This is a genomic window from Sphingobium sp. CECT 9361 (genome assembly GCF_918741285.1).
Lineage (GTDB): Bacteria > Pseudomonadota > Alphaproteobacteria > Sphingomonadales > Sphingomonadaceae > Sphingobium.
This window is the reverse complement of sequence record NZ_CAKKNC010000001.1, coordinates 206,440-231,845: the sequence shown is the minus strand read 5'-3', so window position 1 is coordinate 231,845 and position 25,406 is coordinate 206,440. Positions and strand designations below refer to the sequence as shown.

Here is a 25,406-nt window from a genome sequence, read left to right as displayed (position 1 = left end):
CCCGGAAGGGGCCATTTTCTTTTGCGCGAACAATATGTTCCTAAGACATCATATCGGCTGATCGTCGTCGATCAGAATGCGCAGTGCAGCGCCCTCCCCGTCTTCGAACTGACCATTGCCCAACGCCCAGAAAAAGCTCCAGAGCCCTGTCAGCCCAAGCAATAAAGCGATGGGAATGAGGATGAGAAGCCCGGTCATCGCGCCGCCCTGTTCAGCCGCAGGGCATTGGCGACCACGATCAGCGAAGAACTGGACATGGCAAGCGCGGCGATCAGCGGGGTTACATAGCCAGCTATTGCCAGCGGTACGGCTAGGGCATTGTAGCCGACAGCGATCACGAAATTCTGCCGCACAACGCGCATAGTGCGGCGTGCCGCGCGAATGGCGACGACGACCGGCATCAAGCTGTCACCCAGAAAGACAGCATCCGCCGTCAACTGGCTGGCGTCACTCGCGGACGCAGGCGCAAGACTGGCATGGCCAGCGGCCAGTGCCGGTCCGTCGTTCAGTCCGTCACCGACCATCAGTACCTTTTCGCCAGCGCTGGCCAGCCGTTCGATCAGCGCCATTTTCTCTCCCGGCAACATGTTCGCCGTTGCGGTCAATCCAAGCTCTCGTGCAATCGGATCAAGCGCGGCAAGGCGGTCGCCGCTCGCGATCATCACCTGCAGATCGTCGGCCTTCAATGCCCCGATGGCGTCGGCGGCTTGCGGGCGCAACTGGTCCGAGAACAGGATCGGCAAGATCTGACCGTCGGGTCCGCGATAGGCCGTTGCAAGACCTGCCCAGTCGAGCGTCGATGCCGGACGACCCAAGGCGACGGTTTGTCCTTCATATTTAGCTTCTATTCCCGTCCCTGCGGTTTCCCGGACATCGGTCAGATGGATCGCTGGAAGCGGCGTCTTTTCCAGCGCCAGACGCAACGCATTGCTGAGCGGATGACGGCTCGATTGCGCCAGTGCCCGAATAATGGCGCGGTCACTCGCGGATAGGGTCTCCAGCCCAACCGGCTCCGGTCGGCCCAGCGTCAATGTCCCGGTCTTGTCGAACAGGACGAAGGTGGTTTCGGCCAGCCGCTCCAGTGCCGACCCATCCTTGATCAGCACGCCTTTGCGCATCAGCGCGCCGCAAGCGACGATCTGCGCAGCAGGCACCGCGAGGCCCAACGCGCAGGGGCAGGTAATGAGCAGCACGGCGGCGGCGATCAACAGCGACTGGTGCACACCCGCCCCGGATATCATCCAGCCTGCGAAGGAGAGCGCGGCAAGCGTATGGACGGCAGGCGCATAGATCCGCGCTGCACGGTCGGCGATGCGAACGTAGCGCGATTTGCCTTGTGTCGCCTGCTCCATCATGCGGGCGATATCGGCGATGCTAGTGTCACGCCCTGCCGCGGATACGGTTACCGAGAGCGGTCCATCGAGATTGAGCGCGCCCGCATAGACAGTATCGCCCGGCGCCACCTGCCGCGCTGCACTTTCGCCGGTCAGGAAGGCCATGTCGATGCTGCCAGTTCCGCTCAAGATCTGGCCATCGGCAGCAAACCTGTCCCCTGCAGCAACCTCCATCACCATTTCTGGACGCAAAGCCTCGGCAGTCGTCCAGACGAGGCTGTCGTCGCCGCCACGAACGAAAGCGCCCGGAGCGCTTTGTCGCAACAGCGCGGCCACCCCATCGCGTGCACGACGGCGCATGGCGTTGTCCATCCACCGCCCGGCGAGCAGGAAGAACATCAGCATCACCGCACCGTCGAACCACGCATGTGCGCCGCCGATGATTGTCTCGTACAGGCTCATGCCCGTGGTCAGCAGCACGCCAATGGAGATCGGTACGTCCATATTGGTGCGGCCATGACGCAACGCGACCCACGCCGACCGGAAAAATACCTGGCCCGCATAAGCGACGGTGGGCAATGCTATCATGGCAGACAGCCAGTGGAACAGCGTGCGCGTGGCACCGTCAGCGCCAGACCAGACGGATACCGACAGCAGCATGATGTTCATGGCCGCAAAGCCCGACACCGCCAATGCACGCAGCAGGCGGCGGCTTTCGGCCGCCTCCTGATCCAATCCTTCGACTACCAGAGGCTCAGCTTCGAACCCGATTGCCGCAATTGCCGCCTTGATACCGGGCGGATCGCACGCGGCATCATGGTCGATGGTGACGCGCTTGGCCGCGAAGTTGACACGGGCATTATGGATGCCGGGGACGGCGGCCAATCCATTTTCGAGCTTTGCAATGCACCCGGCACAACGCAACCCCGGGACAGCGAAGTCGATGTGCAGCAATGTAAGATCGGGTGCAGTGGCCATCAGCGGACTTCCTGCGCGATCCGCATCACGCCGCGATCGTGGCGCACCGTCAGCGCGACCTGCCAGCGACCGTTGGGCAGCGCACCCGCCGACGTGTAAACGCCCGGTGTCGTCTCTCTGAAGGCAAGCGTACGATCGGGTAGCCGCCCCAAGGGGTGCTCGGCTATGCCCGTCACCTGTGCACCGCTTAGTAGAATACCAGCCGCATCGTTCAGCGTAACGCGAACATGGCGCGACGGATCGAGCGCCACCTGCGCGGTCCATCCCAGCCTTGCCTGCACGCGCGCGGCCTCAAGCCAGCCATTATATGCCTGACTGGCCACATAGCTGTTGTCGACGACCGTGCCGCCAAAGCCTTTAATCGCCAGAGTAGCCATCGTAAAATTGACGGCAATCACTACCGCGAAAAATGAGACGAGGATCAGTGTCATGTGACGTCCCGTGAACCGGCGCACCTTTTCCGGCAAAGCCTGTGGGCCCGGCTGCGTCATGGCTGTGGCCCTTCGAAATGGACGGATTCGTGAGCCGTACCGCCCTCCTTATCGAGCGCGCGGACAGTGAAGCTGAAATCCTGTCGGTGGGCGGCAGGCGCTGTGGATGCAACGAACAGACGCGCCCGCAATACGCTATCGGCTGGGACGGTGAAACTGACCGACGTGCTGCCCGCAGCGCGCGTCAAATCTTCGCTCCACATCTTAGCACCCGGCAAGCCTGACAGAGCCACTTCCATCCGGCGCGGGCGACTTTGCATATTACGCAGCTTCACCGTGAAGGCATTACGCACGGCGCCATCGGAAAGCTGGACATAGAGCGGATTACGGTCCTGCTGCACATCGATGCCGATGCGATCGCGCGCACCAAGCGCGAACAGCATGGCAGCCCCGATTGCACACCAAAGCGTAAAATAGACGACGGTGCGAACATGCAGCAGCGACCGCAACACCGATTTGGGCTGTCCGCCTGCTTTTTCGGCTGTCGCATCGTCTTCGGTCAGATAGTCGATCAGGCCGCGCGGCTTGCCGGTCTTCGCCATGACCCGGTCGCACGCATCGATGCAGAGGCCGCAAGTGATGCAGCCGATCTGCGGCCCCTGGCGGATGTCGACGCCGGTTGGGCAGACAGCTACGCATTGGTTGCAGTCGATGCAGTCGCCAAAGCCGGTCGGCGTGGTGGCAGCCGCCTTCAGGCTACCGCGCGGTTCGCCGCGCCAGTGGCGATAGGTAACGACCAGCGACTTCTCGTCCAGCATGGCGCTTTGGATACGGGGCCAGGGGCACATGTAGATGCACACTTGCTCCCGCATGAAGCCGCCGAGGACGAACGTCGTGGCAGTGAGTACGGCAACCGTTGCGTAAGCTACGTAAGCGGCCTGACCCGTCCAGAAATCATGGCTGAGCGTAGGCGCGTCGGCGAAATAGAATATCCACGCGCCACCCGTTGCAAAGGCAATGGCAAGCCAGATGCTCCATTTGACCATTCGCTTGGCAAGTTTCGCCATGCCCCACGGTGCCTTGTTCAGGCGCATCTGCGCATTGCGGTCGCCATCGATGAAGCGTTCGACATGCTGATAGAGGTCGGTCCAGACCGTCTGGGGGCAGGCATAGCCGCACCATGCGCGACCTACGGCCGACGTCACCAGAAATAAGCCGATACCTGCCATGATGAGCAGGCCGGCCACATAATAGAATTCCTGCGGCCAGATTTCGATCGCGAACATGTAAAAGCGACGATGCGCCAGATCGATAAGCACGGCCTGATCGGGCGCGTAAGGGCCGCGATCCCAACGGAGCCACGGCGTCACCCAATAGATCGCGAGGGTGACGGCCATGATCGCCCATTTTAAACGGCGGAACGTCCCGTCTATCGCCTTGGGATAGACGGGTTGCCGTTTGGCATAACGCCCCACAGTCAGGAGATCAGGGCCGGACATTGGCCTCTTCCTTCGTTGCTGCGATGACCGGCGCCAATGCCGGGCTGGCTTCGCCGCCGCCCAGGCTGTGGACGTAGACAGCCAGCATGCGGATCGTCGCAGGCGACAGCTTGTCACCCCAGCGTGGCATGACACCCCGACGGCTGTTCCAGACAGTCTGATGGATCGCGTCCGTATCGCCACCGTACAGCCAGATGCCATCGGTCAGATTGGGTGCGCCGAGATCACGGTTACCCTTGCCTTGCGCGCCATGACACACCGCACAATTATCGGCGAAGACAGTGGCCCCCCGCCGTGACGCCGCATCGGCTGGCTGCTGGCGGCTGATCGTGCGGACATAGGCAACGACATCATCGACAGCCGGAGCGGCCAGCAACTGATCCTTCCCGAAGGCAGGCATCAGCGACATGCGAGTGGCATCATGATCGGGGTTGCGAATGCCATCGGTCAGCGTCTTTTCAATGGTCTTGAGATCGCCGCCCCACAGCCAGTCGTCGTCATTCAGATTGGGATAGCCCTTTGCGCCCGCAGCGCCCGAACCGTGGCACTGTACGCAATTGACGCGGAATGCGGCCCGTCCCCCTTCGATGGCAGCGCGCATCAGCTTGGGCTGGCCCGCCAGTTTTTCGATATCGGCACTGGCGATCGCCTGAACGACGGGTGCCATCCGCGCCTGTTCGCGGCCCATTTCAGCGGTCAGGTCACCGCGGCTCGACCAGCCCAGCAGACCCTTCGACGCGCTATTGAGCATCGGGATAGCCGGATAGGCGATGACATACCCTATCGCAAAGGCGATACAGGCATAGAAGGTCCACAGCCACCAGCGCGGCAGGGGCGTGTCCAGTTCCACGATCCCGTCCCACTCGTGCCCCTTTGTCGGGGTGCCGGTGACCTCATCGATGTGCGGTTTTGTGCTATCGTTGCCGGGCTCAGCCATGATCGGCCTCCGTGCTGTGTGAGTCTTCGTGGAAAATCGTCATCATCGCGTCGCGAGAGCGTGCCTTACCGCCGGGGCGGAAATGCCAGCCGACGAGCAGCAAATAGAGCAGGCCCATCCCGACCAGTCCCCAGCTATCGGCAAAATGGCGGAGCGCGTCGTAGCTCATTTCGCCTTCTCCTGTGCCTTGGCAGCTTCGAAATCGACCTGCGTGCCCAAAAGCTGGAGATAGGCGACAAGCGCATCCATCTCCGTCAGCTTGGCCGGATCGCCATCGAAATCCCGGACCTTTGCATTGGGATATCGGGCGACCAGACCCTTGCTGTCTGCGTCGGCATCCGCTTGGCTCGTCAGGTCGTCATTGGCGGCAGCGATGGCTTCCTTCGAATAAGGCACGCCAACGCGGCTCAGAGCGGTCAGGTGATCGCGCATGTCGCCCGGCTTCAGCTCGCGTTCGCTCAGAAAGGGATATGTCGGCATGATCGATTCCGGCACGACCGAACGCGGATCCTTCAGATGCTGGACATGCCATTCGTCGGAATATTTGCCGCCGACCCGCGCCAGATCGGGGCCGGTGCGCTCCGATCCCCACTGGAACGGATGATCGTACATGCTTTCCGCCGCCAGACTGTAATGGCCGTAGCGTTCCACTTCGTCACGGAAGGGCCGGATCATCTGGCTATGACAGTTGTAGCAGCCTTCGCGAATGTAGATGTTGCGTCCGGCCAGTTCGAGCGGAGTGTAAGGCCGCACCCCCTCGACCTTCTCGACCGTGCTGTCGATCCAGAAGAGCGGTGCGATCTCCACGATGCCGCCGATCGCCACTGTTATAAGGGCCGCAATGCCGAGCAGCGAGATGTTCCGCTCCAGCTTGCCATGGTCGAAAAATTTGGATGCCATGTTCCCTGATCCTTATGCGGGGGTGGCGATGAAGGGACGATCAGCCGCAGCGTCGTAGGCTGCATCGCGCATCGGCTTTTCGGTGCGCAGGCTGCCCGCAATCGTCAGGCCGATATTGACCGCCATGATGATGGCACCGGACAGATAGAGCAGCCCACCTGCGGCCCGGATTACATACATCGGGAACATGGCGCTCACGACTTCGGCGAAGGAGTAGACGAGATACCCGTCCGCTCCATATTCCCGCCACATCAGCCCTTGCATGATGCCCGCGACCCACATGGCCGACGCATAGAGGACGATACCGATGGTCGCGCACCAGAAGTGCCAGTTGACCATCCGCAGCGAATAGAGCCGCTCACGCCCCCATAGACGCGGTGTCATGTAATAGAGGCAGGCGAAGGTGATCATGCCGTTCCAGCCCAGCGCGCCGGAGTGGACATGGCCCACCGTCCAGTTCGTGTAGTGCGACAGGCTGTTGACCGATTTGATCGACATCATCGGCCCTTCGAACGTGCTCATGCCGTAGAAAGCGAGCGCCATGACCATCATGCGGATAATAGGATCGGTACGGATCTTGTCCCATGCGCCGTTCAGCGTCATCAGGCCGTTGATCATGCCGCCCCAGCTTGGCATCCACAGCATGATCGAAAAGACCATGCCCAGCGTCTGTGCCCAGTCGGGCAGCGCGGTGTAGTGAAGATGGTGCGGACCGGCCCAGATATACAGGAAGATCAGCGACCAGAAGTGAATGATCGACAGGCGATAGCTGTACACAGGCCGTTCGGCTTGCTTCGGCACGAAATAATACATCATCGCCAGGAAGCCTGCAGTCAGGAAAAACCCGACTGCGTTATGACCATACCACCACTGCGTCAGCGCATCCTGCACGCCTGCAAAAGCGCTGTAGCTTTTCGATCCCAACAGGCTGACCGGCATGGACAGGTTGTTGACGATGTGGAGCATCGCAATGGTGATGATGAAGGCGAGGTAGAACCAGTTGGCGACATAGATATGCGGCTCCTTGCGCCGCATGATCGTGCCGCCGAAGACCAGCAGGTAGCAGACCCAGACGATCGTCAGCCACAGGTCGACATACCATTCCGGCTCGGCATATTCCTTCCCCTCGGTAATGCCCATCATATAGCCGGTAGCCGCCAGCACGATGAACATCTGGTATCCCCAGAACACGAAACGCGCCATCGCCGGGAAGGCCAGCCGGGCGCGGCAGGTGCGCTGCACGACGTAGAAGCTGGTTGCGATCAGCGCATTGCCGCCAAATGCGAATATGACGGCCGACGTGTGCAACGGCCGCAACCGACCGAAACTGGTATATTCGATCCCAAGGTTGAGCGCGGGAAACGCAAGCTGAAGTGCAATGAACAGCCCGACTAGAAAGCCGGCAAGGCCCCAGAAGACTGTGGCGATAACGCCCCAGCGTATCGGATCGTCGTCATAATGGCCAAGATCGACCGGCATCTTCAAGGCGCCGCGCGCAATGGCGCCATAATCGCCGCCCCGCATCGTCAACACGGAAAGTAGCAGCGCTACTCCGCCGACAATGCTCATGTGGACAGCATATCCCTGATCCACGGCAAAGGCCGCCGCGAGCAATGCGGCGATGCCCAGCGCGAACCAGCCGCCGGCCTTACTGAGTAGTTGTTCCATCTGGTCCCCCGCACAAAGCGATCGATTTACCCGCCCGCCCTGCACGGCGCGGTCCGTCTATACATTGACCCTAGTCAATTGCGTGGAAGCCAGTCTGTACGGGAAAGCCCCTACGCCACGACCTGGTTCAAGCGGCGTGTGCCATGTCTTCCAGTTGGTCCGGATTGAGGATGGCTACGCCGCGACGCCCGATCAGATCGATCACGCCAGCGCGCTTCATCGCGGTGAGCTGACGGCATACCGTCTCGATCGTGAGGCCCAGTATGTCGGCTATCTGCTGGCGGGATAGAGGCAGATCAAACCGGGTGAGCGGTGCGTCTCCTTCGGCAGCAAGACGTCCTGCGACGTCCCGAATGAATGTTGCGACCTTTTCACGGGCGCTCGCACGCCCCAGCAGAAGCATCCAGCCTCGGGCACGGTCCAGTTCGTCCAGCGTCCGCCGCAGCAACCGATGCTCAAGATCCGGATGCGAGCGCGCGAACATGTCAAATGCGCCTCGCGGGAAAACGCATAGCCGCGCGTCCGACAAGGCAGTGACGCTGTGGGGGCTGGTCTTGCCGAACGGGCGGCCAATGAAATCGGACGGATACACCACACCGACGATCTGCTCACGCCCATCCTGGACCGAGGTCGACAGTTTGAGCGCACCCGAGACCACATTGGCCACGACCATCGAGTCGGCACCTTCCCACATCAACGTCTGCCCTGTGGGCACCGCCATCTGCCGACCCAGTCGCGCGAATTCTTCGCGTTCCCGATCACTGAGAATCGAGCACATTGCCTGCGTACGAACCACGCAGCTGTTGCAGGCACTCATGCGGCATGCCCGTTCGGGAATGCTGACTGCCGGAATTTCGATGTCCGTTGCGTTAGATCAATGATGTTGCTCATATCCGGCAACATACAAAGGATGGGGCAGTGCCCAATCCGTAATTGTCCGTATCCGGTTAGCTGACCCCTGCCTGAAAAGCGATGCGCAAGACCTCTGACAAGCTTCGCACATTCAGCTTCAGCATCAGGTTGGATCGATGGATTTCGACCGTACGCGGACTTATGCCCAGGTCATAGGCAATAGTCTTGTTAGGCAGGCCCGCAACAAGTCCCCTGAGCACGTCGCGCTCACGATCCGTCAATATGTTGAGCCGTGACAAGGCATGTTCACGCTGAGTGATAACCGTCAGGCTGGTCTGCGCCTGCGCCTTTGCGCGATCCAGACTGGCGATCAGTGTCGCCTTGCCGAAGGGCTTTTCGATAAAGTCTATTGCACCTGCGCGCATTGCCGTGACGGCCATGTCGATATCGCCATGACCCGTCATGATGATGACCGGCAGCATGATGCCTTCTTCGTGCAGTCTGCGCTGGACGGCCAGTCCGTCGATGTCCGGCATACGCACATCCAGCAGTACGCATCCGGTATCGAGCGATGCCGCTACCTTGAGAAACTCCAGGCCCCCGCTGAACGTCTGGACGGAATAACCGCTGGTCTTGAGCAGAAAAGAGACCGACCGGCGGATCCCTTCGTCATCGTCCACGATAAAGATAGGCAGAGCATCGCTGGTCATGGGTTCACTCCGCCGGATCGATGGTGAAATGGAAGTTGGAGCCGCCCCAGCGCGATGGCGTGGCCCATATGCGCCCACCATGCGCTTCGACGATGGTCTGGCAAATCGACAGGCCGACCCCCAATCCTGCTGGTTTGGTACTGTGGAACGGTGTAAAAATCTGTCGCTCCACTTCCGGCGACAATCCCGTTCCACTGTCCGACACGCTTACTTCGACGCGCCCGGTCGCGTCGAGACCCGCCGTGATTCGCAGAAGGCGGACTGTTTTGCCCGCCATGGCTTCGACGGCATTGCGGACCAGATTGATCACGACCTGTTGAATCTGAACACGGTTGATAAGTACCATATCGACGCCGGCATCGGTTGCGATATCCATGTCGATGCCCCGGCTATCGACACCGATAAAGGCCAGTGCCGTCCCTTCCGCCAGGACCGCACGCAGTTGTTCGGGCTGACGATGGGAGTCGCCACGCTTGATGAATTCGCGCAGCGATCGGATGATATCCCCGGCGCGCAAAGCCTGCGCCGCCGACTCGTCCAGCGCCTCGGCCAGCAGTGCGCGGTCCGGTTCTGGCTCGGCCAGCAGATCGCGTGCTGCTTCCATATAGTTCGCAATGGCTGTCAGCGGCTGGTTAAGCTCATGCGCCAGCGCCGATGCCAACGTCCCCATCGCTGTCACACGCGCCGTATGCGCCAGCTCGGCCTGCAAGTCCTGCAATCGCCGCTCGGTCTGCTGCCGCTCGGTCAGATCGCGGATGAACCCGGTAAAGAACCGATCGCTGCCATCATGGAGTTCCCCGACCTGCAGCTCTATCGGAAAGGTCGATCCGTCGCGCCGCAGCGCGGTCGTAAGCCGACCAATTCCGATGATCTTTCGCACGCCAGTCTGAAGATAGTTGGTCATATAACTGTCGTGCCGTTCCCGATCGGGGGACGGCATCAGCATCATGATATTCTCGCCAAGCACATCGGCTTCCGAATAGTCGAACATCCGTTGCGCTGCCGCACTGAAGGAAACGATATGCGCACGCGCATCTATGACGATCAGTGCATCGGGAATTGTCGACAAAATGGAGCTTAGCAGCGCCTGTTCCAAGGTCGCTGTATCATCCAGTTTCGTATTTGCTGGCAGTTGGTCGATCGGCATTTGTCCGACTATGGCCCGGTTTCAATGGGCGAGCAACAGTGGCACCGGGCTTTCCGCCAGAAGATAGCGCGTAACGCCGCCGAAGATGGTTTCGCGCAGGCGGCTGTGGCCGAACGCGCCCATCACCATCCAGTCCGCTTTCAATTCCCCAATTGCGTGGATCAGCGCTTCCTCGACCGTTCGGTCCTTGCGCGGCCACTCATGCAGTTCAGAATATATCCCATGCCGGGAAAGATAAATACTGGCGTCTGTTGGCGGGAAAACAGGCTTGTCCCGTTCCTCGATCATGACGACGTGAACCTCGCTCGCTCGCTTGAGCAAGGGCGTGGCTCGCAAAAGTGCAACGGCCGCTTCATGGGATCCGTCCCAAGCCACCAGGGCTCGGCCGGCTATGTCGATGGTGCCTACAGCGGGCGGCAGAGCGAGAACGCTGCTGCGGCAATGCGTTACCAGATCGCCCACGATAGGGAGCAGTGCACCGGGATAGTATCGGTCGCCACGCGGGAGCGTTACGACGACGACATCGGCCAAGCGAGATGCGCGCAGCAAGCAAGTTGCGGCATCCCCTTCGCCATGCTGCCAATCCCAGTTGACGTCCTCATGGTGCAGTTGTGCTTCCAGTGTCTGCTGGCTGGCCACTTCCGCTTCACGCATCTGCGCCATATCGACTGCAAGCGCATAGGCGCCGCCCAATGGGTCAAGCGTCACCATTTCGTTATACGGCGTAATCTGCAGGCAAGTGAGATGGCCTCCGCTTGCCCGCGTGAGATCCAGTGCGGCTTGCAGTCGTGCCTTCTGACCGGAGTCGTCATGGATATGCACGAGAATCGATTTCATGAACTTAACTCCGGCGGGATATTTACGGAGACGCTACTGGCCGGAGCCATTTATTGCCCATCCGTAAATATCCTTAGTCACTAGAGTCGCATGCCGATGCCCACTCCGACGACGATCGGATCGAGGTCGATCTTCACCCGCTGCACCCCGGCTGCGGTCGTGTTAAGCCGCGCGTTGGTGTCGATGCCGATATATTTGATGTCGAAGTTCAGGAACATCTTCTCGCTAAGATCGATATCGACGCCGGCTTGCGCGGCCAGCCCGAAACTGCTGCTCATATGCACTTTGGTGGGACCGACAGCGGCGACCAAAGCCGCCGACGGCTTTTCGGAATAGAAGAGAGTGTAGTTCACTCCGGCGCCAATATAGGGCCGAACATGACCGTCCACGATGGGGTGATACTGCATAGTCAGTGTCGGGGGCAGCACCCAGGTGGAGGCCAGCTTGCCGAGCGATCCCGTCGTTCCGCTTATACCGCTGGCCGAATGCTTCGTGGTCGCGGCGATCAGTTCAAAGCCGATATGATCGGTCGCCATATAGGTGACGTCGACTTCGGGCATCACGCTGTTGTTCACCTTGACTTGTTCGCCGGGGAAGGCGGGCAGGATGGCGCTGCTTTTCTCATTGGGTGCGACCATGATCGCCCGGGCCCGCAACAGAACGTCGCCCTGCTTCGCCCATGCCTGCGGTGCAACCATGCAGGCCACCATGGCCAGTGCTGCGGCGGCAGTGAACCGGGGGTTTGTCATCATCAGTCTCCATTCCATGCTCGAAAAGTCTCCCGCATCTCCTGAGCCGGGCAGCCGCAACCCGCATTGACGGTGCGCAACAAAAACTTTGACCGGGATCAATGCGGTATCGACGCCGACGGCGCAGACATGCCGCATGTGGACATACTACCCTGAGCTGCTCGAACGCGCGGTACCGCGCTATACGAGCTATCCTACTGCGGTGGATTTCAGCTCTGCGGTGGGCATGGTGGAAATGGCAAGTGCGCTCGCGAAGGTGCAGCCGGAGGAAGATATCTCGCTATATCTTCACGTCCCCTATTGCCATGAGATATGCTGGTATTGCGGTTGCAACACAGGCGCCGCAGGCAAGGCCCATCGACTGGCTGCTTATGTCGAGGCATTGGAAAGCGAAATCGCCTTGGTTGCCCAGCATCTGGGCGGACGGGGAAAGATCCGGCGAATCGCATGGGGCGGCGGCAGCCCCAACGCATTGCCACCCGTCGATTTCGTGCGACTATTGGATCAGATCGCACGCTGTTTCGGCGAAACCGATGCCGAAATCGCCGTAGAAGTCGATCCGCGTAGCTTGGACCAGCGGTGGATCGACACGCTTAAAGCGACCGGCGTCACGCGCGTCAGCATGGGCGTACAGACCTTTGCGCCCCATGTTCAGGCAAAGATCGGCCGCATTCAGCCTTTCGAGCGCATATCGGACAGCATGGCCGCACTTCGTCGTGCGGGCATGGCCACTGTGAGCTTCGACCTGATGTATGGCCTGCCGGGGCAAAGTGCTGACGATCTGGCCGAGACGTTGGCGCTGGCCATGCAACTGGGACCAGACCGGATTGCGCTGTTTGGCTATGCGCACGTGCCAAGGCTGCTCCCGCGTCAGCGCAGGATCGACGATAGCAATCTGCCTGACGCCGCCGCACGGTTCGCGATGGCCGCTTTGGGCCATGAACAGCTTACCCATGGCGGATATCGCGCAGTGGGTTTCGATCACTTTGCAAAGCCGCACGATGCCCTTGCCGTGGCAGCCGCCGAAAAACGCCTCGGTCGCAATTTTCAGGGCTTTACCGACGACGCCTCATCCGTGCTGATCGGTCTGGGCGCATCGGCGATCAGCCAGTTTCCCGGCCTGATCGTTCAGAATGAGAAGAATGTCGGGCGATATCGCATGCGTCTTTCGGCTGGTCAGCTTCCTTCGGAGCGCGGCGTTCATGCCAGCATGCAGGATAGTCTGCAGCGACAGATCATCTTCGATCTGCTGTGTCATGGCGAAGCACGTCTGCCCGCGGCGCGTCTCACTCCACACGAAACGGCGTTGCTGGACGATTTTGCGCGCCGAGACCTTCTGACCTACGATGCCGATCGTATACTATTGGCGGCGGACGCAACGCCGTATCGAAGAACGATCGCTGCGATTTTCGACGGCCGCCTGGAGCCCAGCCAAGCGCGATTCAGTAATGCCATATAGGCGCTTCGCTCTATGCCTGTCGGTTGCCGCCCTGACTGGACTGGCGTTTCCGAGCGCCGTCTTCGCGCGTTCCGACATCATGTTCGTTGCCATGTGCGGCGGCGGCTTCGCACCTGTGCCTCAGCCCCGCAACAAGGGGCCGCATAACGACCCGTGCGCCATGGCGTGCCATGCAATCGGCACCCGGAAAAAGACGAGTCGGCTGAACCAGTAGAGTCGCGCTCAAAAAAATCGCATAGTTAGCGGTGCAGGAAAGCAAATAGCGGCCATGGCACTGACGGTCCTGCCCTTCTGAAGGGTGCGACCACACATCATGCGGTCATTTCCGGACGCTTTTTGTCAGCCGATTCGGGGTTTTCAGAACGGCGGAATTATATTATCGAAACAGGTAATATAATTACGGCGCGTTTGACAGCGCCTGAAGGAGTGAGCGATGATCGTCGGCACCGTCAAGGAAATCAAAAATCATGAATATCGCGTCGGCCTGACGCCTGAGAGCGTGCATGAATTGACTGCGCATGGCCATAGCGTGCTGGTCGAAGCCAATGCAGGTAATGGCATCGGGGCCAATGATGCTGCCTATATAAAGGCCGGTGCGGAAATCATTGCAACGGCTGCCGAAGTGTTCGCGCGCGCCGAGATGATCGTGAAGGTCAAGGAACCGCAGCCGGTGGAGCGCGCCATGCTGCGTCCGGGCCAGATCCTGTATACATATCTGCACCTTGCCCCTGATCCGGATCAGACCTGCGATCTGGTTAAAAGCGGTGCGGTGTGCATCGCCTATGAAACTGTGACCGACGAGAGCGGTGGGCTTCCCCTGCTCAAGCCGATGAGTCAGGTCGCCGGTCGCATGGCGATTCAGGCCGGAGCAACCGCGCTGGAAAAGGCGCATGGTGGGCGTGGCGTATTGCTGGGCGGTGTGCCGGGCGTACTGCCTGCGAAGGTCGCGGTGATCGGCGGCGGCGTGGTGGGCTTTAATGCCGCACAGATGGCCGCAGGCCTGGGTGCGGATGTGACGATACTCGACCGTAGCCCGGAAGTGCTTGAAAAGCTCGGTATGTATTTCGAAGCACGTGCCAAGACGCGCTTTTCCAACCGTGCCAATCTGGCGGAATGTGTCGCGGACGCCGATCTGGTCGTCGGTGCGGTACTGATCCCCGGGGCCGCTGCGCCCAAGCTCGTGACAGCCGAAATGCTCAAGACAATGAAGCCGGGCGCAGTGCTGGTCGATGTTGCGATCGATCAGGGTGGCTGTTTCGAAACGAGTCATGCGACCACCCACGCCGATCCGACCTATATCGTCGATGGCATCGTGCATTATTGTGTCGCCAATATGCCCGGCGCAGTGGCGCGCACCAGCACCTATGCGCTCAACAACGTGACACTGCCTCATGCGCTCCGCATTGCCGATCTGGGATGGAAGGCAGCGTTGAAACGCGACCCGCATCTTCTTGCCGGGCTGAACGTGTGGGATGGCAAAGTGACGTACGAAGCCGTCGCGCAGGATCTCGGCCTGCCCTACACCCCGGCGGCAGAAGCCGTCGCCTGAGATGCCGGAGGACGCTCTGTCGTCACGCGACGTGCCGATCGATGAGACGGGGCGGCTGATCCGCGATGCAGGCGGTTTCCTGCTCGATCGCGACGTGGGTGGCACGTGGCGATTGCTGCTACACCGAGTGCCCGTGGATCTCGTCGAAAAACGTGTAAGAGTTCAAGGGGTTCTGATCGGCGGAGATGTGGTCGAAGCAGAGGGCGTAGCAGCGGCCTGATCGATATGGTGCACCCTCTTACGGCGGGCACCGTCTTCTATGACGCCCTGTACGCTCTCCAGACTTAGCGGCGACAAAAAACGTAGTCCAAAACGGCGGCCATTGATCCAGATGACACGGGCCGCCCACCTCGTGGAATACCAACAGATATCGACTATGGAGTCAAACTGAGGCTGCGTTTCGCTGAAGCACAAAGCACCCCCTGTCCCGATGTCAAGAAGATGCGCGCGAACCTCACCATGCGGCATCGTCAATATCAAGGGTACGAAGATTTTCGACCGCCGTATTTTGCGGCGATCTTCAAGGCGGCTGGGCGCAGACAGTTTGCGCGGCGCAAGCGGCTGTTCCGCTGACAAGGTCATCCCATTCCTCCGTTCCGCTCCGCACAATACAGGCAACTCGTTTCATCTTCGTTATCACTATTGCAACAACGGCGTGAAAGGTATGAAATCGCGCTAGACTTTAGCCGCTGCCAATGCTTGGGTCATGATCGAAGAACCCATGACATCGGTCGCAGCATCTCTCCCCCCTCCCTTGCGCTTCCTCGATGGCGGCGGCGATGCCACGACGCTTATTCTTGCGCGAGACTGGTCGACCCATCCGCTCGGTTTGCCACAGACCTGGCCTGAGGCACTCAAGCTTGCCTTGAGTTTCATTCTCCACGCGCCGGAGGCGACGATCCTGATATGGGGCCGCGACGATCCGGCGCTTTTCTTCAACGCGGCATGTTGTCCGCTGTTAGCTACCCCAGCTTCAGGCGCGATGGGTGCCAGCGTCGATGACGTTTGGGGCGTCGCGATGGAACAAATCCGTCCTATCATCGATGACATTTTCGCTGAGCGGGGGACGCAGGGCATTCATCTGCCCGGACAATCTGAAAGGGACAGCAAGAGCAGTGGAGAGATAACGCCTCTGCGTGATCCCGATGGTGTCATCACCGGTTTCATAAATGTCCTGCGCGATGACACCAGCCAACGGATTGCCGAGGACACTCTACGCGACATGCAGGCGCAATTGCGGCGGGCACAGGAAGCAGGCGGCATTGGGGTTTTCTCGGTCGATTCTCACGGGATCATCGAAGGGTCGCCGACATTCTATCGGCTCTACGGCTTTGCCGAAGGCGCAACCCGGGATGCGACAGCTTTTGAGCGGCTTATCATTGCTGAAGACTCTTCTTTGGTTTCCACCCGTGCGAAGCGGATCGCGGGCGATGTAACGACGGATGTAGAATATCGCATCCGACGCGCGGATACCGGCGAGATCCGATGGATCGCGCGAAAGGGAGAGACGGAACATGACCCGGACGGTCGCTTCGTGCGTTTTGTCGGTGTGGCGCGCGATATCACCGATCAGGTCTTAACACAGCGGGCCCTCGCGACGGAACGCGAGCAATTGGCGCAGATGTTCGAACAGTCGCCGACGTTCATGGCGATGCTTCGCGGTCCTTCTCATATTCTGGAGCGCGTCAATCCCGGCTTCACGCGGTTGATCGGCGAACGGCAGGTTCTGGGAAAGTCCATAAGCGACGCATTGCCCGATCTGGTCGAACAGGGTTTCCTGACATTGCTGGACAGGGTTTATCGGACTGGCGAACCCCGCGTGGGCGAAAATACGCGCTACGTTACGCAGAGTTCCTCCGATCAACCGGCGTGTGAGCATTTCGTCAATTTCGTTTTTCAGCCCATCCGGGATGCCGACGGCACGATCGCGGGCATCTTTATTCAAGGCGCAGATGTAACAGAGCAAGTCATCGCCCGCGATGCCGTCGCAGCGAGCGAGTTACAATTCCACACCTTCGCGCAGACGATGCCAAACCATGTCTGGACTGCGCAGGCCGACGGTGTGCTAGACTGGTTCAACGACCGAACGCTGGCCTATCTTGGCCCAGATATGGCTACAGGTCAGGAGCATAGCTGGCTCGACATGCTGCACCCCGACGACCGCCCTGCTGCTACAGAACGTTGGATGACGTCAGTAGCGACGGGCGAAATCTATGAGACCGAATTTCGGATCCGTCGCTTCGATGACGAGTATCGTTGGCATATTGTCCGTGCGTTGCCGATACGCAGTCCAGATGGCAGAATTCTTCGCTGGATCGGTACCAACACCGATATTCAGGACCAGAAAGCCGCCGAGGCAGAGACTGCGCGTGATCGCGATCGCCTTTGGACATTGTCCCAAGATTTGATGCTTATCTGCAATCGCGAAGGGGTGATTACTGCCGTCAATCCAACTGGAAAGCGGCTATTGGGTTGGGCCGAAACCGAAATGATCGGGCAATCGCTTTCGGCTTTTCTGCACCCTGAAGACATCCCGACCACTACCGCAAATGTAGCCAGACTGGCTGAAGGCACCGCTACACTCTATTTCGAAAATCGCTACCGGACCAAAGATGGCAATTATCGGTTGCTCGATTGGAACGCCGTCTCGGACTCGGGCTATATTCATGCTGTCGGCCGCGATGTTACCGACGAGCGCGCCCTTGCGCGAGATCGTGAACGCATCTGGACGCTTTCGCCAGTTCTTAAAGTCGTCGCTACGACGGGAGGGGAGATTCAGACCGTCAATCCGTCCTGGACGAAGGTATTGGGCTGGACGCCGCAACAGACCGTCGGCCGCAACGTCATGGATTTCGTTGCCGAAGACGATCGGGAAACCGGCGCTGCGGGTATGGCCCAATTGGCGGGCGGCATTCCGGTCATTGAATTTGAAAATGTCTTTTTGACGGCCAGCGGCGAGCGGCGGACCATTTCGTGGACGACGGTTCCCGAAAACGAAACGCTTTATGGATTTGGCCGCGACATCACCGCAGAGCGGGAAGCCGCGGCAACGCTGATGGCGACTGAGGAAGCCTTGCGCCAATCGCAAAAGATGGAAGCCGTGGGACAACTCACGGGCGGCATCGCGCACGACTTCAACAACCTGTTGCAGGGCATCACCGGAAGCCTGGAAATTATCCAGCGGCGCATGGCGCAGGGACGCACGACCGATCTTGATCGGTTCATCACCGGTGCGACGACAGCCGCCAATCGGGCAGCCGCACTGACGCATCGGCTGCTGGCTTTCTCTCGCCGACAACCCCTCGATCCGCAACCGGTCCGCGCCAATCCCCTCATGGCATCGATGGATGATCTGCTGCGCCGCACCATGGGCGAGCGCATTACGCTCCATATGAACCTTGCGGACGATCTCTGGCTCACCCTGTGCGATCCCAACCAGCTTGAAAATGCGATCCTGAACCTCGCCATCAATGCGCGCGATGCAATGCCAGACGGCGGGACATTGACCATCGAAACGCATAATGCCCGCTTCGAAGAGACGGATATGGCTATGCATCGCGAACTGAAGGCCGGCGAATATATCGCGATCAATGTTACCGACACGGGATCGGGAATGGACCCGGACACGATTGCCCGAGCTTTCGAACCTTTCTTCACCACCAAGCCTCAGGGACAGGGAACCGGGCTAGGCCTGTCGATGATCTACGGCTTTGCGCGCCAGTCGGAAGGCTATGCGCAGATTTCGAGCGAACGAGGCAAGGGCACCACCTTCACACTGTCTCTTCCCCGCCATCATGGCGAGGCAAGGACGGAAGATGCCACATCGCAAATTGCCGAAGACCTCCGCGCCGATGAAGGCGAAGTGGTGCTGGTGGTAGAGGATGAGCCGGTCGTGCGCGGCCTTATCGTCGAAACGCTCGACGACTTGGGCTATCGCGTCATGGAAGCCGCTGACGGCCTGGAAGGCATCGCGGTGCTTCAATCCGATAGCAGAATCGACCTGTTGATCACTGACATCGGCCTGCCCGGTATGGACGGCAGGCAAGTGGCCGACGCTGCGCGCACAGCGCGTCCTGGCCTCAAGATACTCTTCATGACCGGCTATGCCGAGACGGCCGCCTTGGCATCGGGCTTTCTGGAACCCGGTATGGCGATGGTCACGAAGCCGTTCACGATCGAAGCTCTCTCCACGCGGGTCCGTGCGATCATCGAAGGCTAGGCTGCTTGGGCCTTGGCCTGTTCGCGCGCGTTGCGGCGAAGAAAAGCCAGGACCGCCCGCTCCCCTGCATCCAGATCGTCGTCAGCGTCGGTGTTCGATGACGAAACGGAAAGCCGCAGCGTGCCTTCGGTATAGTGGTCCATGACGGCCGGGTGGATATAGCAGGCACGGCACACACTGCGCGTATTGCCAAGGCGCGACGCGACGCGGTCGATTGCCGCCACCAACTGCCGTTTAGTCGCGGCATTGCTCGTAGATGGGGGGCAGGCAGCGAGTTCCAGCGCAGCGATCACCGTGCCATGCCATGTCCGGAAATCCTTGGCCGTAATGTCTGCGCCGCTGATCTCTTTCAGATAAGCATTGACGTCGGCGGACGTCACTTCGCACGCTTCGCCATCTTCATCGAGATATTGGAACAGATGCTGGCCCGGCAGTTCCTGGATCGATTTCATCAGACGGGCGACGCGGCGGTCGCGGATGGTGATGTCCCACGGCTTCCCGCTCTTGCCCTTGAACCGGAATCGCAAGCGGGATGGTTCGACGGCGACATGGCGATTGCGCAACGTGGTCAGACCGAAGCTGCCATTGTCGCGCGCATAGTCGGCATTGCCCACACGGATCATGGAAATATCGAGCAGGTGGATGACCGTCGCCAAAACCTTCTCACGCGGAAGACCGCGCTTCGCCATATGGCTGCGGACAGTCGCACGTACTTCGGGCAGCGCCTTTGCAAAGGCGATCAGCCGCTTGTACTTGTCCTGATCCCGTTCTGCCCGGAATGCCGCATGATAGCGATATTGCTTGCGACCCCGCGCATCGCGCCCCGTCGCCTGAAGATGACCGTCGGGGTCCGGGCATATCCACACATCCCCATAGGCCGGGGGTATGGCCAGCGCGCGGATGCGGGCCAGCGTCGCCTTGTCCTTGATCGCCGATCCATCCGGGCAACGATAGGAAAAGCCAGTGCCGGATCGGCGGCGCGTAATGCCGGGGATATCGTCACTGACGAAGTTAAGTGCCGATTGTGCGTCGGACGATGCGGGCGTTGTCACGCTTGTAAATGCCTTCTTTTCAATGAAGACGATACGCTTGCATGGCTGACAATGTTCCGCCGGGGACCGAGATGCCCCGGCGGAACCTACGCTTACCCCGCCGGGAGCAACGCCCGCGCAGCGTCGAGTCGCACAGCATAAGCTGTCAGCGCCTCTCCCGTCAGTTTAGCATAGAGATTCGCGTCATCGAACCGGCGCTCTTCAATGGCTTCGCGCACGCCCGGTAAAGTCTTGGCACCATAGCCGGTGAAGCGCCCCGGCGCGTAGATCAGGTTCTTGTACCACGGCCGCATCGGCAACCCGCGCTCCGACAAGAGCAACTGGTCGATATTCTGCAGCATGGCATTGAGCTTTGTGCGCGCGGCTGGCGTCAATTTTGCGCCTTGCGCAGCATAGGCTGCGTCGAAAGCTGCCGCGCTTTTCTTGAGCGTTTCCACGCCATTGGCGAGCGGCGCGAGTTCGACGAAGGGCGTTGTCGGATCGGCGCGCGGCGGGGTGACCGGCTTGCGCGGATCGGACGACAGCTTGAACGCGCCTGCCGTCAGCAGCTTGGCGCGGGTATCGTCCTCTGCCTTGCGGTCGTCGGCCAGCTTACGCACCTCGTCGAGATAGCGCGCCACGGTCGTTGCCAGGTCGCCAAAGCGCTGCGGCGGCGTGTCGGCATCGGCAATGCGCAGCACCATGCGCCCAATGGTTTTTGACAGTGTCGCGCCATAGGCAAGGCCGGGATCGTCGAAACGTGTGAAGTGATCGTAACTGTCGTAAATCGAATGATAGACGCCTCCCGACTCCTCTTCTCCGCCATAGCCGATATTGAGCGCCGGAATCCCCAAATGCTGCAGGAAGGTCGAGAAGTCGGACCCCGACCCCAGCGCCCCGATGGGCAGATCATCCCCGGTTTCAGCGGCTTTCAAGGCGGTTGCATCGGTTTTGCCGATCTTGTCATAGGCGTCGGTGCGGATCTTCGCGCGCAGGCGTTCGCCGACGCTGGCGCCAGTTTGCGGATCGGTAACATCGGCGGCCACCTGATTGACCATATGCTGCCAGTCATGGCTGCCTTCCGCACCCAGCACGCCACGGCCATTGCCGTCGGTGTTGATGTAGATGATCGCCTTTTGCTGCAATTCCTTGCCATGTGCTTCGGCCCATTCGGTCGAGCCAAGCAACATCGGTTCTTCCGCGTCCCAGCTTGCATAGACGATGGTGCGCTTGGGTCGCCAGCCGGACTTGACCAGCGCGCCCAGCGCCTTGGCTTCGGACAGCATCGCGACATTGCCGCTCAGCGGATCGGACGCGCCGAATACCCAGGCATCGTGATGATTGCCGCGCACCACCCACTGATCGGGAAGCTCGCTGCCCTTCAACTTCGCGATGACGTTGTACACAGTCTTCAACGACCAATCGGACTTGACCGCGAGATGCAGCTTCACCGCGTCGCTGCCGCCCAGATGATAGGTGATCGGCAGACCGCCCCGGAAGCTGTCCGGTGCAATCGGGCCATCCATCGCCGCCAGCAACTTGCGCGCATCCCCATAGGACATGGGCAGCACGGGGATCTTCAGGATCGTTGCCGCCTGGTCCCGCGTCAGCCGCTTGGCATTCTTGGTCGCGCCGATGCCGGGGGTCAGCGGATCGCCGGGATAGGTGGTCATGTCCGCCACCGATCCGCGTTGCACCCCAAAGTCAGGCCGCGCGCCGCCCTTGGGATAGACATCGCCCTCGCCATAGCCATCGTCAGCGGGGTCGGAATAGATAATGCAGCCGACCGCGCCATGTTCCTGCGCCAGCTTGGGCTTCAAGCCACGCCAGCCGCCGCCATAGCGCGCCACCGCAATCTTGCCCTTCACGCTGACCCCGCGCCGCTCCAGCGCGTCATAATCGGCGGGCAGGCCATAATTCACATACACGATCCCGGCGGTGACATCACCGTCGCCCTGAAAAGCGACATAGGGGGGCAGCGCTGTTGCAGTGTTGCCGGATGTCGCATCTTCGGGGATCGCCGGTTCCTGACCGCCCAGCACGATCTTTTCGGGCGTCACCATCTCGACAGTCGTGCTGATCGGCGTGGGATAGAGCACGTCGAACGTCTCGATCTCCGCATCCCATCCCCATTCGCGGAATTTGGCGAGGATCATTTCGGCATTGGCGCGATCATGCGGCGCGCCGACATGGTTGGGGGCAGAGGCCATGTCCTTCATCCAGGCCACCTGGTCCGCCGAACTGATCGACGCATCCAACGCCGCCTCATGCGCCGGATTGAGCGCCCCTCCAGCCTGCGCCGCGCCGCTCGCCAGCGCGAGGCTGGCGGCGGCGAACATCAGCATGGTCCGGACGGAAATACGGCGTGGTGATCGATGCATGATGGTCCCCTGTTCAGATTCGATTATGAAACGAAGGATCGGCCCACAATCCGCCCCCCGCAAGCGATATTACGCGGCCGTGCGAGCCGCGATATGCGCGTCGATATTGCGGCCCAGCACCGTCAGCGGCACATTACCTCCCAGCACGACCGCATCGTCGAACAGGCGCAGGTCGAACCGGTCGCCCAGCGCCGCCTTGGCCTTGTCGCGCAATCGCAAGATTTCGCTATGTCCGACCTTGTATCCGCACGCTTGCCCCGGCCATGCGCAATAGCGGTCGACTTCGCTTTGCACTTCCTCGACCGTGGAGCCGTTGGTCGTTGCGAACCAGTTGATAGCGTATTCGCGTGTCCAGCGCTTCGCATGGATACCGGTATCGACGACGAGACGACAGGCCCGGAACGCTATCGACTGGAGATAGCCCAGCCGCCCAACCGGATCGCCTTCATACACGCCCAGTTCGCTCGCCAGTTGTTCGGCATAGAGCGCCCACCCTTCGGAATAAGCATTGAAGGCCAGCAACGAACGCACCAGCGGCAGTTTGAACGTATATTCCCCCTGCCAGATGTGCCCCGGAATCCCTTCATGGTAGCTCAGCGTCGGCAGCGCGTGGCGCGGCCAGATGCTCGTGTCGCGCAGGTTGATGTAATAATTGCCCGGCACCGATCCATCGATGGTCCCCGGTCCGGCATAGCCCCCCGGCGCACCTGCCTCGATCTCCACCGGCACGCGCTTCACCAGCAATCGCCCCGGCACCATCGTCGCAAAGGCACGTGGCAGGCGCGTACGCACATCGGCTAGGCGACCGTTGATGTAATCGAGGATTTGCTGCCGCCCCGCGTCGGTATTGGGGAAGAGATATTGCGGATCCTTGCCCAGCGCCGTCATCCGTTCGCCGACCGTACCCTTGCTATAGCCCAAGCCGTTCAGCAGGCCGTCCATTTCCGATTGCAGCGCCTTCAACTGCTCCAGCCCCATGGCATGCACTTCGTCCGGCGTCATTTTCGTGGTGGTGCTGGCGCGCAAAGCCCATGCGTAATAGGCGTCGCCTTGCGGCAGTTTCCAGACGCCCGCGTCCATCGTCGCCCTGTCCCGATGCGCGGCGAGTTCGGCGATCTGCCGGTCCATTGCGGGTGCGACCTTCTCGGCCACCAGCCTGAGCGCGTGGGCGGCATGATCGCCCGGTATATCCTTTGTTCGCTTGGCAATCGAGGTGGTCAGCACCCATTGGTCGATAGGCTGCGCTCGCGCGCCGCGCTGCTGCTTCAATGTCTTGTCCAGCAGGAACGCTGGCGCGATCACGCCAAGCGCGCGATCATGCTTCAGCCTTTCCGTTTCGCCGTCCAACGCAGCCGCATAGGCTTCGACTCGGGCTAGATAGGCGTCCGCATCCGCCCCGTTGGCGATGATGTGCTGGCTGTCGAGGAAATCGGGGACTTCGACAAATGCACCCGTGTTCTGCGCGACGACATAAGGCGCATTGCGATAGGAGAAGTTGAGGTTCAGCACCGCCATGTCCCCGAAGGGAAAAGCCGATCCCTCCGCCGCCACTTCATGCGATGTACGCACCACGTCCACGTCGGTCCGCGTACCGGGGCTAAGCGCCTTCATATCGATGGCCTGCAACGTCTTGAGACGGTCGGCGGCGCGCCGTGCCTTCAGCATTTGTCCCGGCCCGGAACGGTCGGTAAGCTGCGATTTGAACGCCGCGCGCTTATCCTTGTCCAGCCCCAGCCCGGTGGCGCTTTCGGGATAATCGGCCAGCATCTGCTCGGCCATATCCGCCAGCGCAGCCTCCGCATTACCATCCGCGCCTGTCGCTGCGCGCGCTGATATGCCTGTCATCGACGTTATGGCGGCAGTGCCAATCAGGAAGTCGCGGCGGGTGGTCATGACATATTCTCCGGCTATGGTCGGACGAGTGTGAAACAACAGCGACATTTCGACAAGGGCAAGGAAATCATGCTAAGCCCCGGAAATGTCGAGAATAGGCCAGCGCGCGGAAACCGCATTGAATGTCACCATCATGCGCGGCGGGAAGCAAATCCGTGCGCAGGTACAAAATCTGTCTATCACCGGCGCGAATGCATCTGCACCGTTTCCGCCCGGTCTGAACGAAGATGTGCAGATGATCTGCAAGGGCAAGATACTCGACTGCAAAGTCGTCTGGGCCAAAGGCCGCACATTCGGACTGGCGTTCAAAAGTCCGCTCAGCGAAGCAGCGCTGCAGGATCTGGTCGGAGAGGGCAAACCGGCGGCATCGGCCTGACCGGGTTTCCGGTTTAACACTCTACCCGGAGCACCGGCCTGTGCTAGATACGATACCATGACACCGATCGAACGCGCCGCGCGCGCCATGTATGATGCCGTCTCGCCTGAATGGAGCTGGGACGATCCCGATGCCGAGTTGCTGCGCAAAATGTATCGCGCCAATGCCCGCGCGGCTTTGCTGTCGCTGCGCGATCCGACCGATGCGATGTGCGAGGCAGGGGGCGATCATGTGACGCAGGGCGAACGGATCACCGTAGACGCGTTGTGGACCGTCATGATGGACGCAGCGCTGGACGAAGACCTATGAACGACGATGACATCATCGAGACGCCGGAAGGCCCGATGACATGGGCAGCGTGGAAGAAACGCAACCCGGTTCAGGTGCCATCGCGCCGGACCAAAGGCAAGAAGCTGCCCAACAAGGTGCCCCAGCGCACCGGCGAATGAGCGCCGC

General features: G+C 60.5%; 24 protein-coding genes. 7 read left to right on the top strand and 17 right to left on the bottom strand.

Features of this window, described 5'->3' with window-relative positions:
- Positions 1–48: 48 nt before the first annotated feature.
- From ccoS to LQ220_RS00905, 13 genes are all read right to left on the bottom strand, one after another.
- A complete protein-coding gene (ccoS, locus tag LQ220_RS00965; RefSeq protein ID WP_230186417.1) occupies positions 49–198 on the bottom strand; it encodes a cbb3-type cytochrome oxidase assembly protein CcoS in 150 nt (49 codons plus the stop codon).
- Complete coding sequence (locus tag LQ220_RS00960; protein WP_230186416.1) at positions 195–2,312, bottom strand: heavy metal translocating P-type ATPase; 2,118 nt, start codon at positions 2,310–2,312, stop codon at positions 195–197. The genes ccoS and LQ220_RS00960 overlap by 4 nt, the downstream gene beginning before the upstream one ends.
- Positions 2,312–2,803, bottom strand: coding sequence for a FixH family protein (locus LQ220_RS00955; RefSeq protein WP_230186415.1), 492 nt, complete (start codon positions 2,801–2,803; stop codon positions 2,312–2,314). The genes LQ220_RS00960 and LQ220_RS00955 overlap by 1 nt, the downstream gene beginning before the upstream one ends.
- Positions 2,800–4,242 carry a cytochrome c oxidase accessory protein CcoG gene (gene ccoG / locus LQ220_RS00950; protein ID WP_230186414.1) on the bottom strand — a complete coding sequence of 481 codons (1,443 nt, stop codon included), beginning with the start codon at positions 4,240–4,242 and terminating at the stop codon, positions 2,800–2,802. The genes LQ220_RS00955 and ccoG overlap by 4 nt, the downstream gene beginning before the upstream one ends.
- On the bottom strand, positions 4,229–5,179 hold the full coding sequence (gene ccoP / locus LQ220_RS00945) for a cytochrome-c oxidase, cbb3-type subunit III (RefSeq protein WP_230186413.1): 951 nt from the start codon (positions 5,177–5,179) through the stop codon (positions 4,229–4,231). The genes ccoG and ccoP overlap by 14 nt, the downstream gene beginning before the upstream one ends.
- A complete protein-coding gene (locus LQ220_RS00940; RefSeq protein WP_230186412.1) occupies positions 5,172–5,348 on the bottom strand; it encodes a cbb3-type cytochrome c oxidase subunit 3 in 177 nt (58 codons plus the stop codon). The genes ccoP and LQ220_RS00940 overlap by 8 nt, the downstream gene beginning before the upstream one ends.
- Entirely contained in the window at positions 5,345–6,079 is a 735-nt protein-coding gene (gene ccoO / locus LQ220_RS00935) for a cytochrome-c oxidase, cbb3-type subunit II (RefSeq protein ID WP_230186411.1), read from the bottom strand. Before ccoO ends, LQ220_RS00940 begins: the two co-directional genes overlap by 4 nt.
- A 12-nt stretch (positions 6,080–6,091) precedes the next feature.
- Positions 6,092–7,747 carry a cytochrome-c oxidase, cbb3-type subunit I gene (gene ccoN, locus LQ220_RS00930; RefSeq protein ID WP_230186410.1) on the bottom strand — a complete coding sequence of 552 codons (1,656 nt, stop codon included), beginning with the start codon at positions 7,745–7,747 and terminating at the stop codon, positions 6,092–6,094.
- A 127-nt stretch (positions 7,748–7,874) separates the two neighbouring features.
- A complete protein-coding gene (locus LQ220_RS00925) occupies positions 7,875–8,564 on the bottom strand; it encodes a Crp/Fnr family transcriptional regulator (protein WP_230186409.1) in 690 nt (229 codons plus the stop codon).
- A 130-nt stretch (positions 8,565–8,694) separates the two neighbouring features.
- Complete coding sequence (locus LQ220_RS00920) at positions 8,695–9,309, bottom strand: response regulator (protein ID WP_230186408.1); 615 nt, start codon at positions 9,307–9,309, stop codon at positions 8,695–8,697.
- 4 nt (positions 9,310–9,313) lie between these two features.
- Positions 9,314–10,456 (bottom strand): PAS domain-containing sensor histidine kinase, encoded by a 1,143-nt coding sequence (locus LQ220_RS00915; protein WP_230186407.1) that lies wholly within the window; start codon positions 10,454–10,456, stop codon positions 9,314–9,316.
- 21 nt (positions 10,457–10,477) lie between these two features.
- The gene (locus LQ220_RS00910) at positions 10,478–11,293 is read right to left on the bottom strand and encodes a universal stress protein (protein WP_230186406.1); all 816 of its coding nucleotides are present in this window, start codon (positions 11,291–11,293) and stop codon (positions 10,478–10,480) included.
- An 80-nt stretch (positions 11,294–11,373) separates the two neighbouring features.
- The gene (locus tag LQ220_RS00905; protein ID WP_230187214.1) at positions 11,374–12,042 is read right to left on the bottom strand and encodes an OmpW family outer membrane protein; all 669 of its coding nucleotides are present in this window, start codon (positions 12,040–12,042) and stop codon (positions 11,374–11,376) included.
- Positions 12,043–12,178: 136 nt separating this feature from the next.
- On the opposite strand from LQ220_RS00905, the gene hemN reads away from it, so the two are divergent.
- The 3 genes from hemN to LQ220_RS00890 all read left to right on the top strand — a co-directional run bounded on the left by hemN (position 12,179) and on the right by LQ220_RS00890 (position 15,270).
- Positions 12,179–13,501 (top strand): oxygen-independent coproporphyrinogen III oxidase, encoded by a 1,323-nt coding sequence (hemN, locus tag LQ220_RS00900; protein WP_230187213.1) that lies wholly within the window; start codon positions 12,179–12,181, stop codon positions 13,499–13,501.
- A gap of 433 nt (positions 13,502–13,934) precedes the next feature.
- Positions 13,935–15,050 carry an alanine dehydrogenase gene (gene ald / locus LQ220_RS00895; protein ID WP_230186405.1) on the top strand — a complete coding sequence of 372 codons (1,116 nt, stop codon included), beginning with the start codon at positions 13,935–13,937 and terminating at the stop codon, positions 15,048–15,050.
- A gap of 1 nt (position 15,051) precedes the next feature.
- A complete protein-coding gene (locus LQ220_RS00890) occupies positions 15,052–15,270 on the top strand; it encodes a DUF5818 domain-containing protein (protein ID WP_230186404.1) in 219 nt (72 codons plus the stop codon).
- Here LQ220_RS00890 and LQ220_RS24975 read toward each other — a convergent pair.
- A complete protein-coding gene (locus LQ220_RS24975) occupies positions 15,213–15,632 on the bottom strand; it encodes a PilZ domain-containing protein (protein WP_354956654.1) in 420 nt (139 codons plus the stop codon). The two genes, LQ220_RS00890 and LQ220_RS24975, sit on opposite strands and share 58 nt — an antisense overlap.
- A gap of 124 nt (positions 15,633–15,756) precedes the next feature.
- Here LQ220_RS24975 and LQ220_RS00885 point away from each other — a divergent pair, with 124 nt between their 5' ends.
- The gene (locus LQ220_RS00885) at positions 15,757–19,269 is read left to right on the top strand and encodes a PAS domain S-box protein (protein ID WP_230186403.1); all 3,513 of its coding nucleotides are present in this window, start codon (positions 15,757–15,759) and stop codon (positions 19,267–19,269) included.
- Here the strand turns inward: LQ220_RS00885 and LQ220_RS00880 are convergent.
- The 3 genes from LQ220_RS00880 to LQ220_RS00870 form a co-directional block, all read right to left on the bottom strand.
- Positions 19,266–20,321: a DNA topoisomerase IB gene (locus LQ220_RS00880; RefSeq protein WP_230186402.1), complete on the bottom strand. Its 1,056-nt coding sequence runs from the start codon at positions 20,319–20,321 to the stop codon at positions 19,266–19,268. The genes LQ220_RS00885 and LQ220_RS00880 overlap by 4 nt on opposite strands.
- Positions 20,322–20,413: 92 nt before the next feature.
- Positions 20,414–22,681 carry a transferrin receptor-like dimerization domain-containing protein gene (locus LQ220_RS00875; RefSeq protein ID WP_230186401.1) on the bottom strand — a complete coding sequence of 756 codons (2,268 nt, stop codon included), beginning with the start codon at positions 22,679–22,681 and terminating at the stop codon, positions 20,414–20,416.
- Positions 22,682–22,750: 69 nt separating this feature from the next.
- Positions 22,751–24,574: a DUF885 family protein gene (locus tag LQ220_RS00870; protein ID WP_230186400.1), complete on the bottom strand. Its 1,824-nt coding sequence runs from the start codon at positions 24,572–24,574 to the stop codon at positions 22,751–22,753.
- Between the two features lie 85 nt (positions 24,575–24,659).
- Here LQ220_RS00870 and LQ220_RS00865 point away from each other — a divergent pair, with 85 nt between their 5' ends.
- The 3 genes from LQ220_RS00865 to LQ220_RS00855 are packed head-to-tail and all read left to right on the top strand — an operon-like array spanning position 24,660 to position 25,399.
- Positions 24,660–24,950 (top strand): PilZ domain-containing protein, encoded by a 291-nt coding sequence (locus LQ220_RS00865; protein WP_290369002.1) that lies wholly within the window; start codon positions 24,660–24,662, stop codon positions 24,948–24,950.
- Positions 24,951–25,007: 57 nt separating this feature from the next.
- Entirely contained in the window at positions 25,008–25,259 is a 252-nt protein-coding gene (locus LQ220_RS00860; RefSeq protein ID WP_230186398.1) for a hypothetical protein, read from the top strand.
- Entirely contained in the window at positions 25,256–25,399 is a 144-nt protein-coding gene (locus tag LQ220_RS00855; RefSeq protein ID WP_230186397.1) for a hypothetical protein, read from the top strand. Before LQ220_RS00860 ends, LQ220_RS00855 begins: the two co-directional genes overlap by 4 nt.
- Positions 25,400–25,406: the final 7 nt, after the last annotated feature.

Bases quoted from the DNA above. Each gene is read 5' to 3' on its own strand.
- ccoS (WP_230186417.1), bottom strand. From the start codon at position 198: ATGACCGGGCTTCTCATCCTCATTCCCATCGCTTTATTGCTTGGGCTG.
- LQ220_RS00960 (WP_230186416.1), bottom strand. From the start codon at position 2,312: ATGGCCACTGCACCCGATCTTACATTGCTGCACATCGACTTCGCTGTC.
- LQ220_RS00955 (WP_230186415.1), bottom strand. From the start codon at position 2,803: ATGACGCAGCCGGGCCCACAGGCTTTGCCGGAAAAGGTGCGCCGGTTC.
- ccoG (WP_230186414.1), bottom strand. From the start codon at position 4,242: ATGTCCGGCCCTGATCTCCTGACTGTGGGGCGTTATGCCAAACGGCAA.
- ccoP (WP_230186413.1), bottom strand. From the start codon at position 5,179: ATGGCTGAGCCCGGCAACGATAGCACAAAACCGCACATCGATGAGGTC.
- LQ220_RS00940 (WP_230186412.1), bottom strand. From the start codon at position 5,348: ATGAGCTACGACGCGCTCCGCCATTTTGCCGATAGCTGGGGACTGGTC.
- ccoO (WP_230186411.1), bottom strand. From the start codon at position 6,079: ATGGCATCCAAATTTTTCGACCATGGCAAGCTGGAGCGGAACATCTCG.
- ccoN (WP_230186410.1), bottom strand. From the start codon at position 7,747: ATGGAACAACTACTCAGTAAGGCCGGCGGCTGGTTCGCGCTGGGCATC.
- LQ220_RS00925 (WP_230186409.1), bottom strand. From the start codon at position 8,564: ATGAGTGCCTGCAACAGCTGCGTGGTTCGTACGCAGGCAATGTGCTCG.
- LQ220_RS00920 (WP_230186408.1), bottom strand. From the start codon at position 9,309: ATGACCAGCGATGCTCTGCCTATCTTTATCGTGGACGATGACGAAGGG.
- LQ220_RS00915 (WP_230186407.1), bottom strand. From the start codon at position 10,456: ATGCCGATCGACCAACTGCCAGCAAATACGAAACTGGATGATACAGCG.
- LQ220_RS00910 (WP_230186406.1), bottom strand. From the start codon at position 11,293: ATGAAATCGATTCTCGTGCATATCCATGACGACTCCGGTCAGAAGGCA.
- LQ220_RS00905 (WP_230187214.1), bottom strand. From the start codon at position 12,042: ATGACAAACCCCCGGTTCACTGCCGCCGCAGCACTGGCCATGGTGGCC.
- hemN (WP_230187213.1), top strand. From the start codon at position 12,179: ATGTGGACATACTACCCTGAGCTGCTCGAACGCGCGGTACCGCGCTAT.
- ald (WP_230186405.1), top strand. From the start codon at position 13,935: ATGATCGTCGGCACCGTCAAGGAAATCAAAAATCATGAATATCGCGTC.
- LQ220_RS00890 (WP_230186404.1), top strand. From the start codon at position 15,052: ATGCCGGAGGACGCTCTGTCGTCACGCGACGTGCCGATCGATGAGACG.
- LQ220_RS24975 (WP_354956654.1), bottom strand. From the start codon at position 15,632: ATGACCTTGTCAGCGGAACAGCCGCTTGCGCCGCGCAAACTGTCTGCG.
- LQ220_RS00885 (WP_230186403.1), top strand. From the start codon at position 15,757: ATGATCGAAGAACCCATGACATCGGTCGCAGCATCTCTCCCCCCTCCC.
- LQ220_RS00875 (WP_230186401.1), bottom strand. From the start codon at position 22,681: ATGCATCGATCACCACGCCGTATTTCCGTCCGGACCATGCTGATGTTC.
- LQ220_RS00870 (WP_230186400.1), bottom strand. From the start codon at position 24,574: ATGACCACCCGCCGCGACTTCCTGATTGGCACTGCCGCCATAACGTCG.
- LQ220_RS00865 (WP_290369002.1), top strand. From the start codon at position 24,660: ATGTCGAGAATAGGCCAGCGCGCGGAAACCGCATTGAATGTCACCATC.
- LQ220_RS00860 (WP_230186398.1), top strand. From the start codon at position 25,008: ATGACACCGATCGAACGCGCCGCGCGCGCCATGTATGATGCCGTCTCG.
- LQ220_RS00855 (WP_230186397.1), top strand. From the start codon at position 25,256: ATGAACGACGATGACATCATCGAGACGCCGGAAGGCCCGATGACATGG.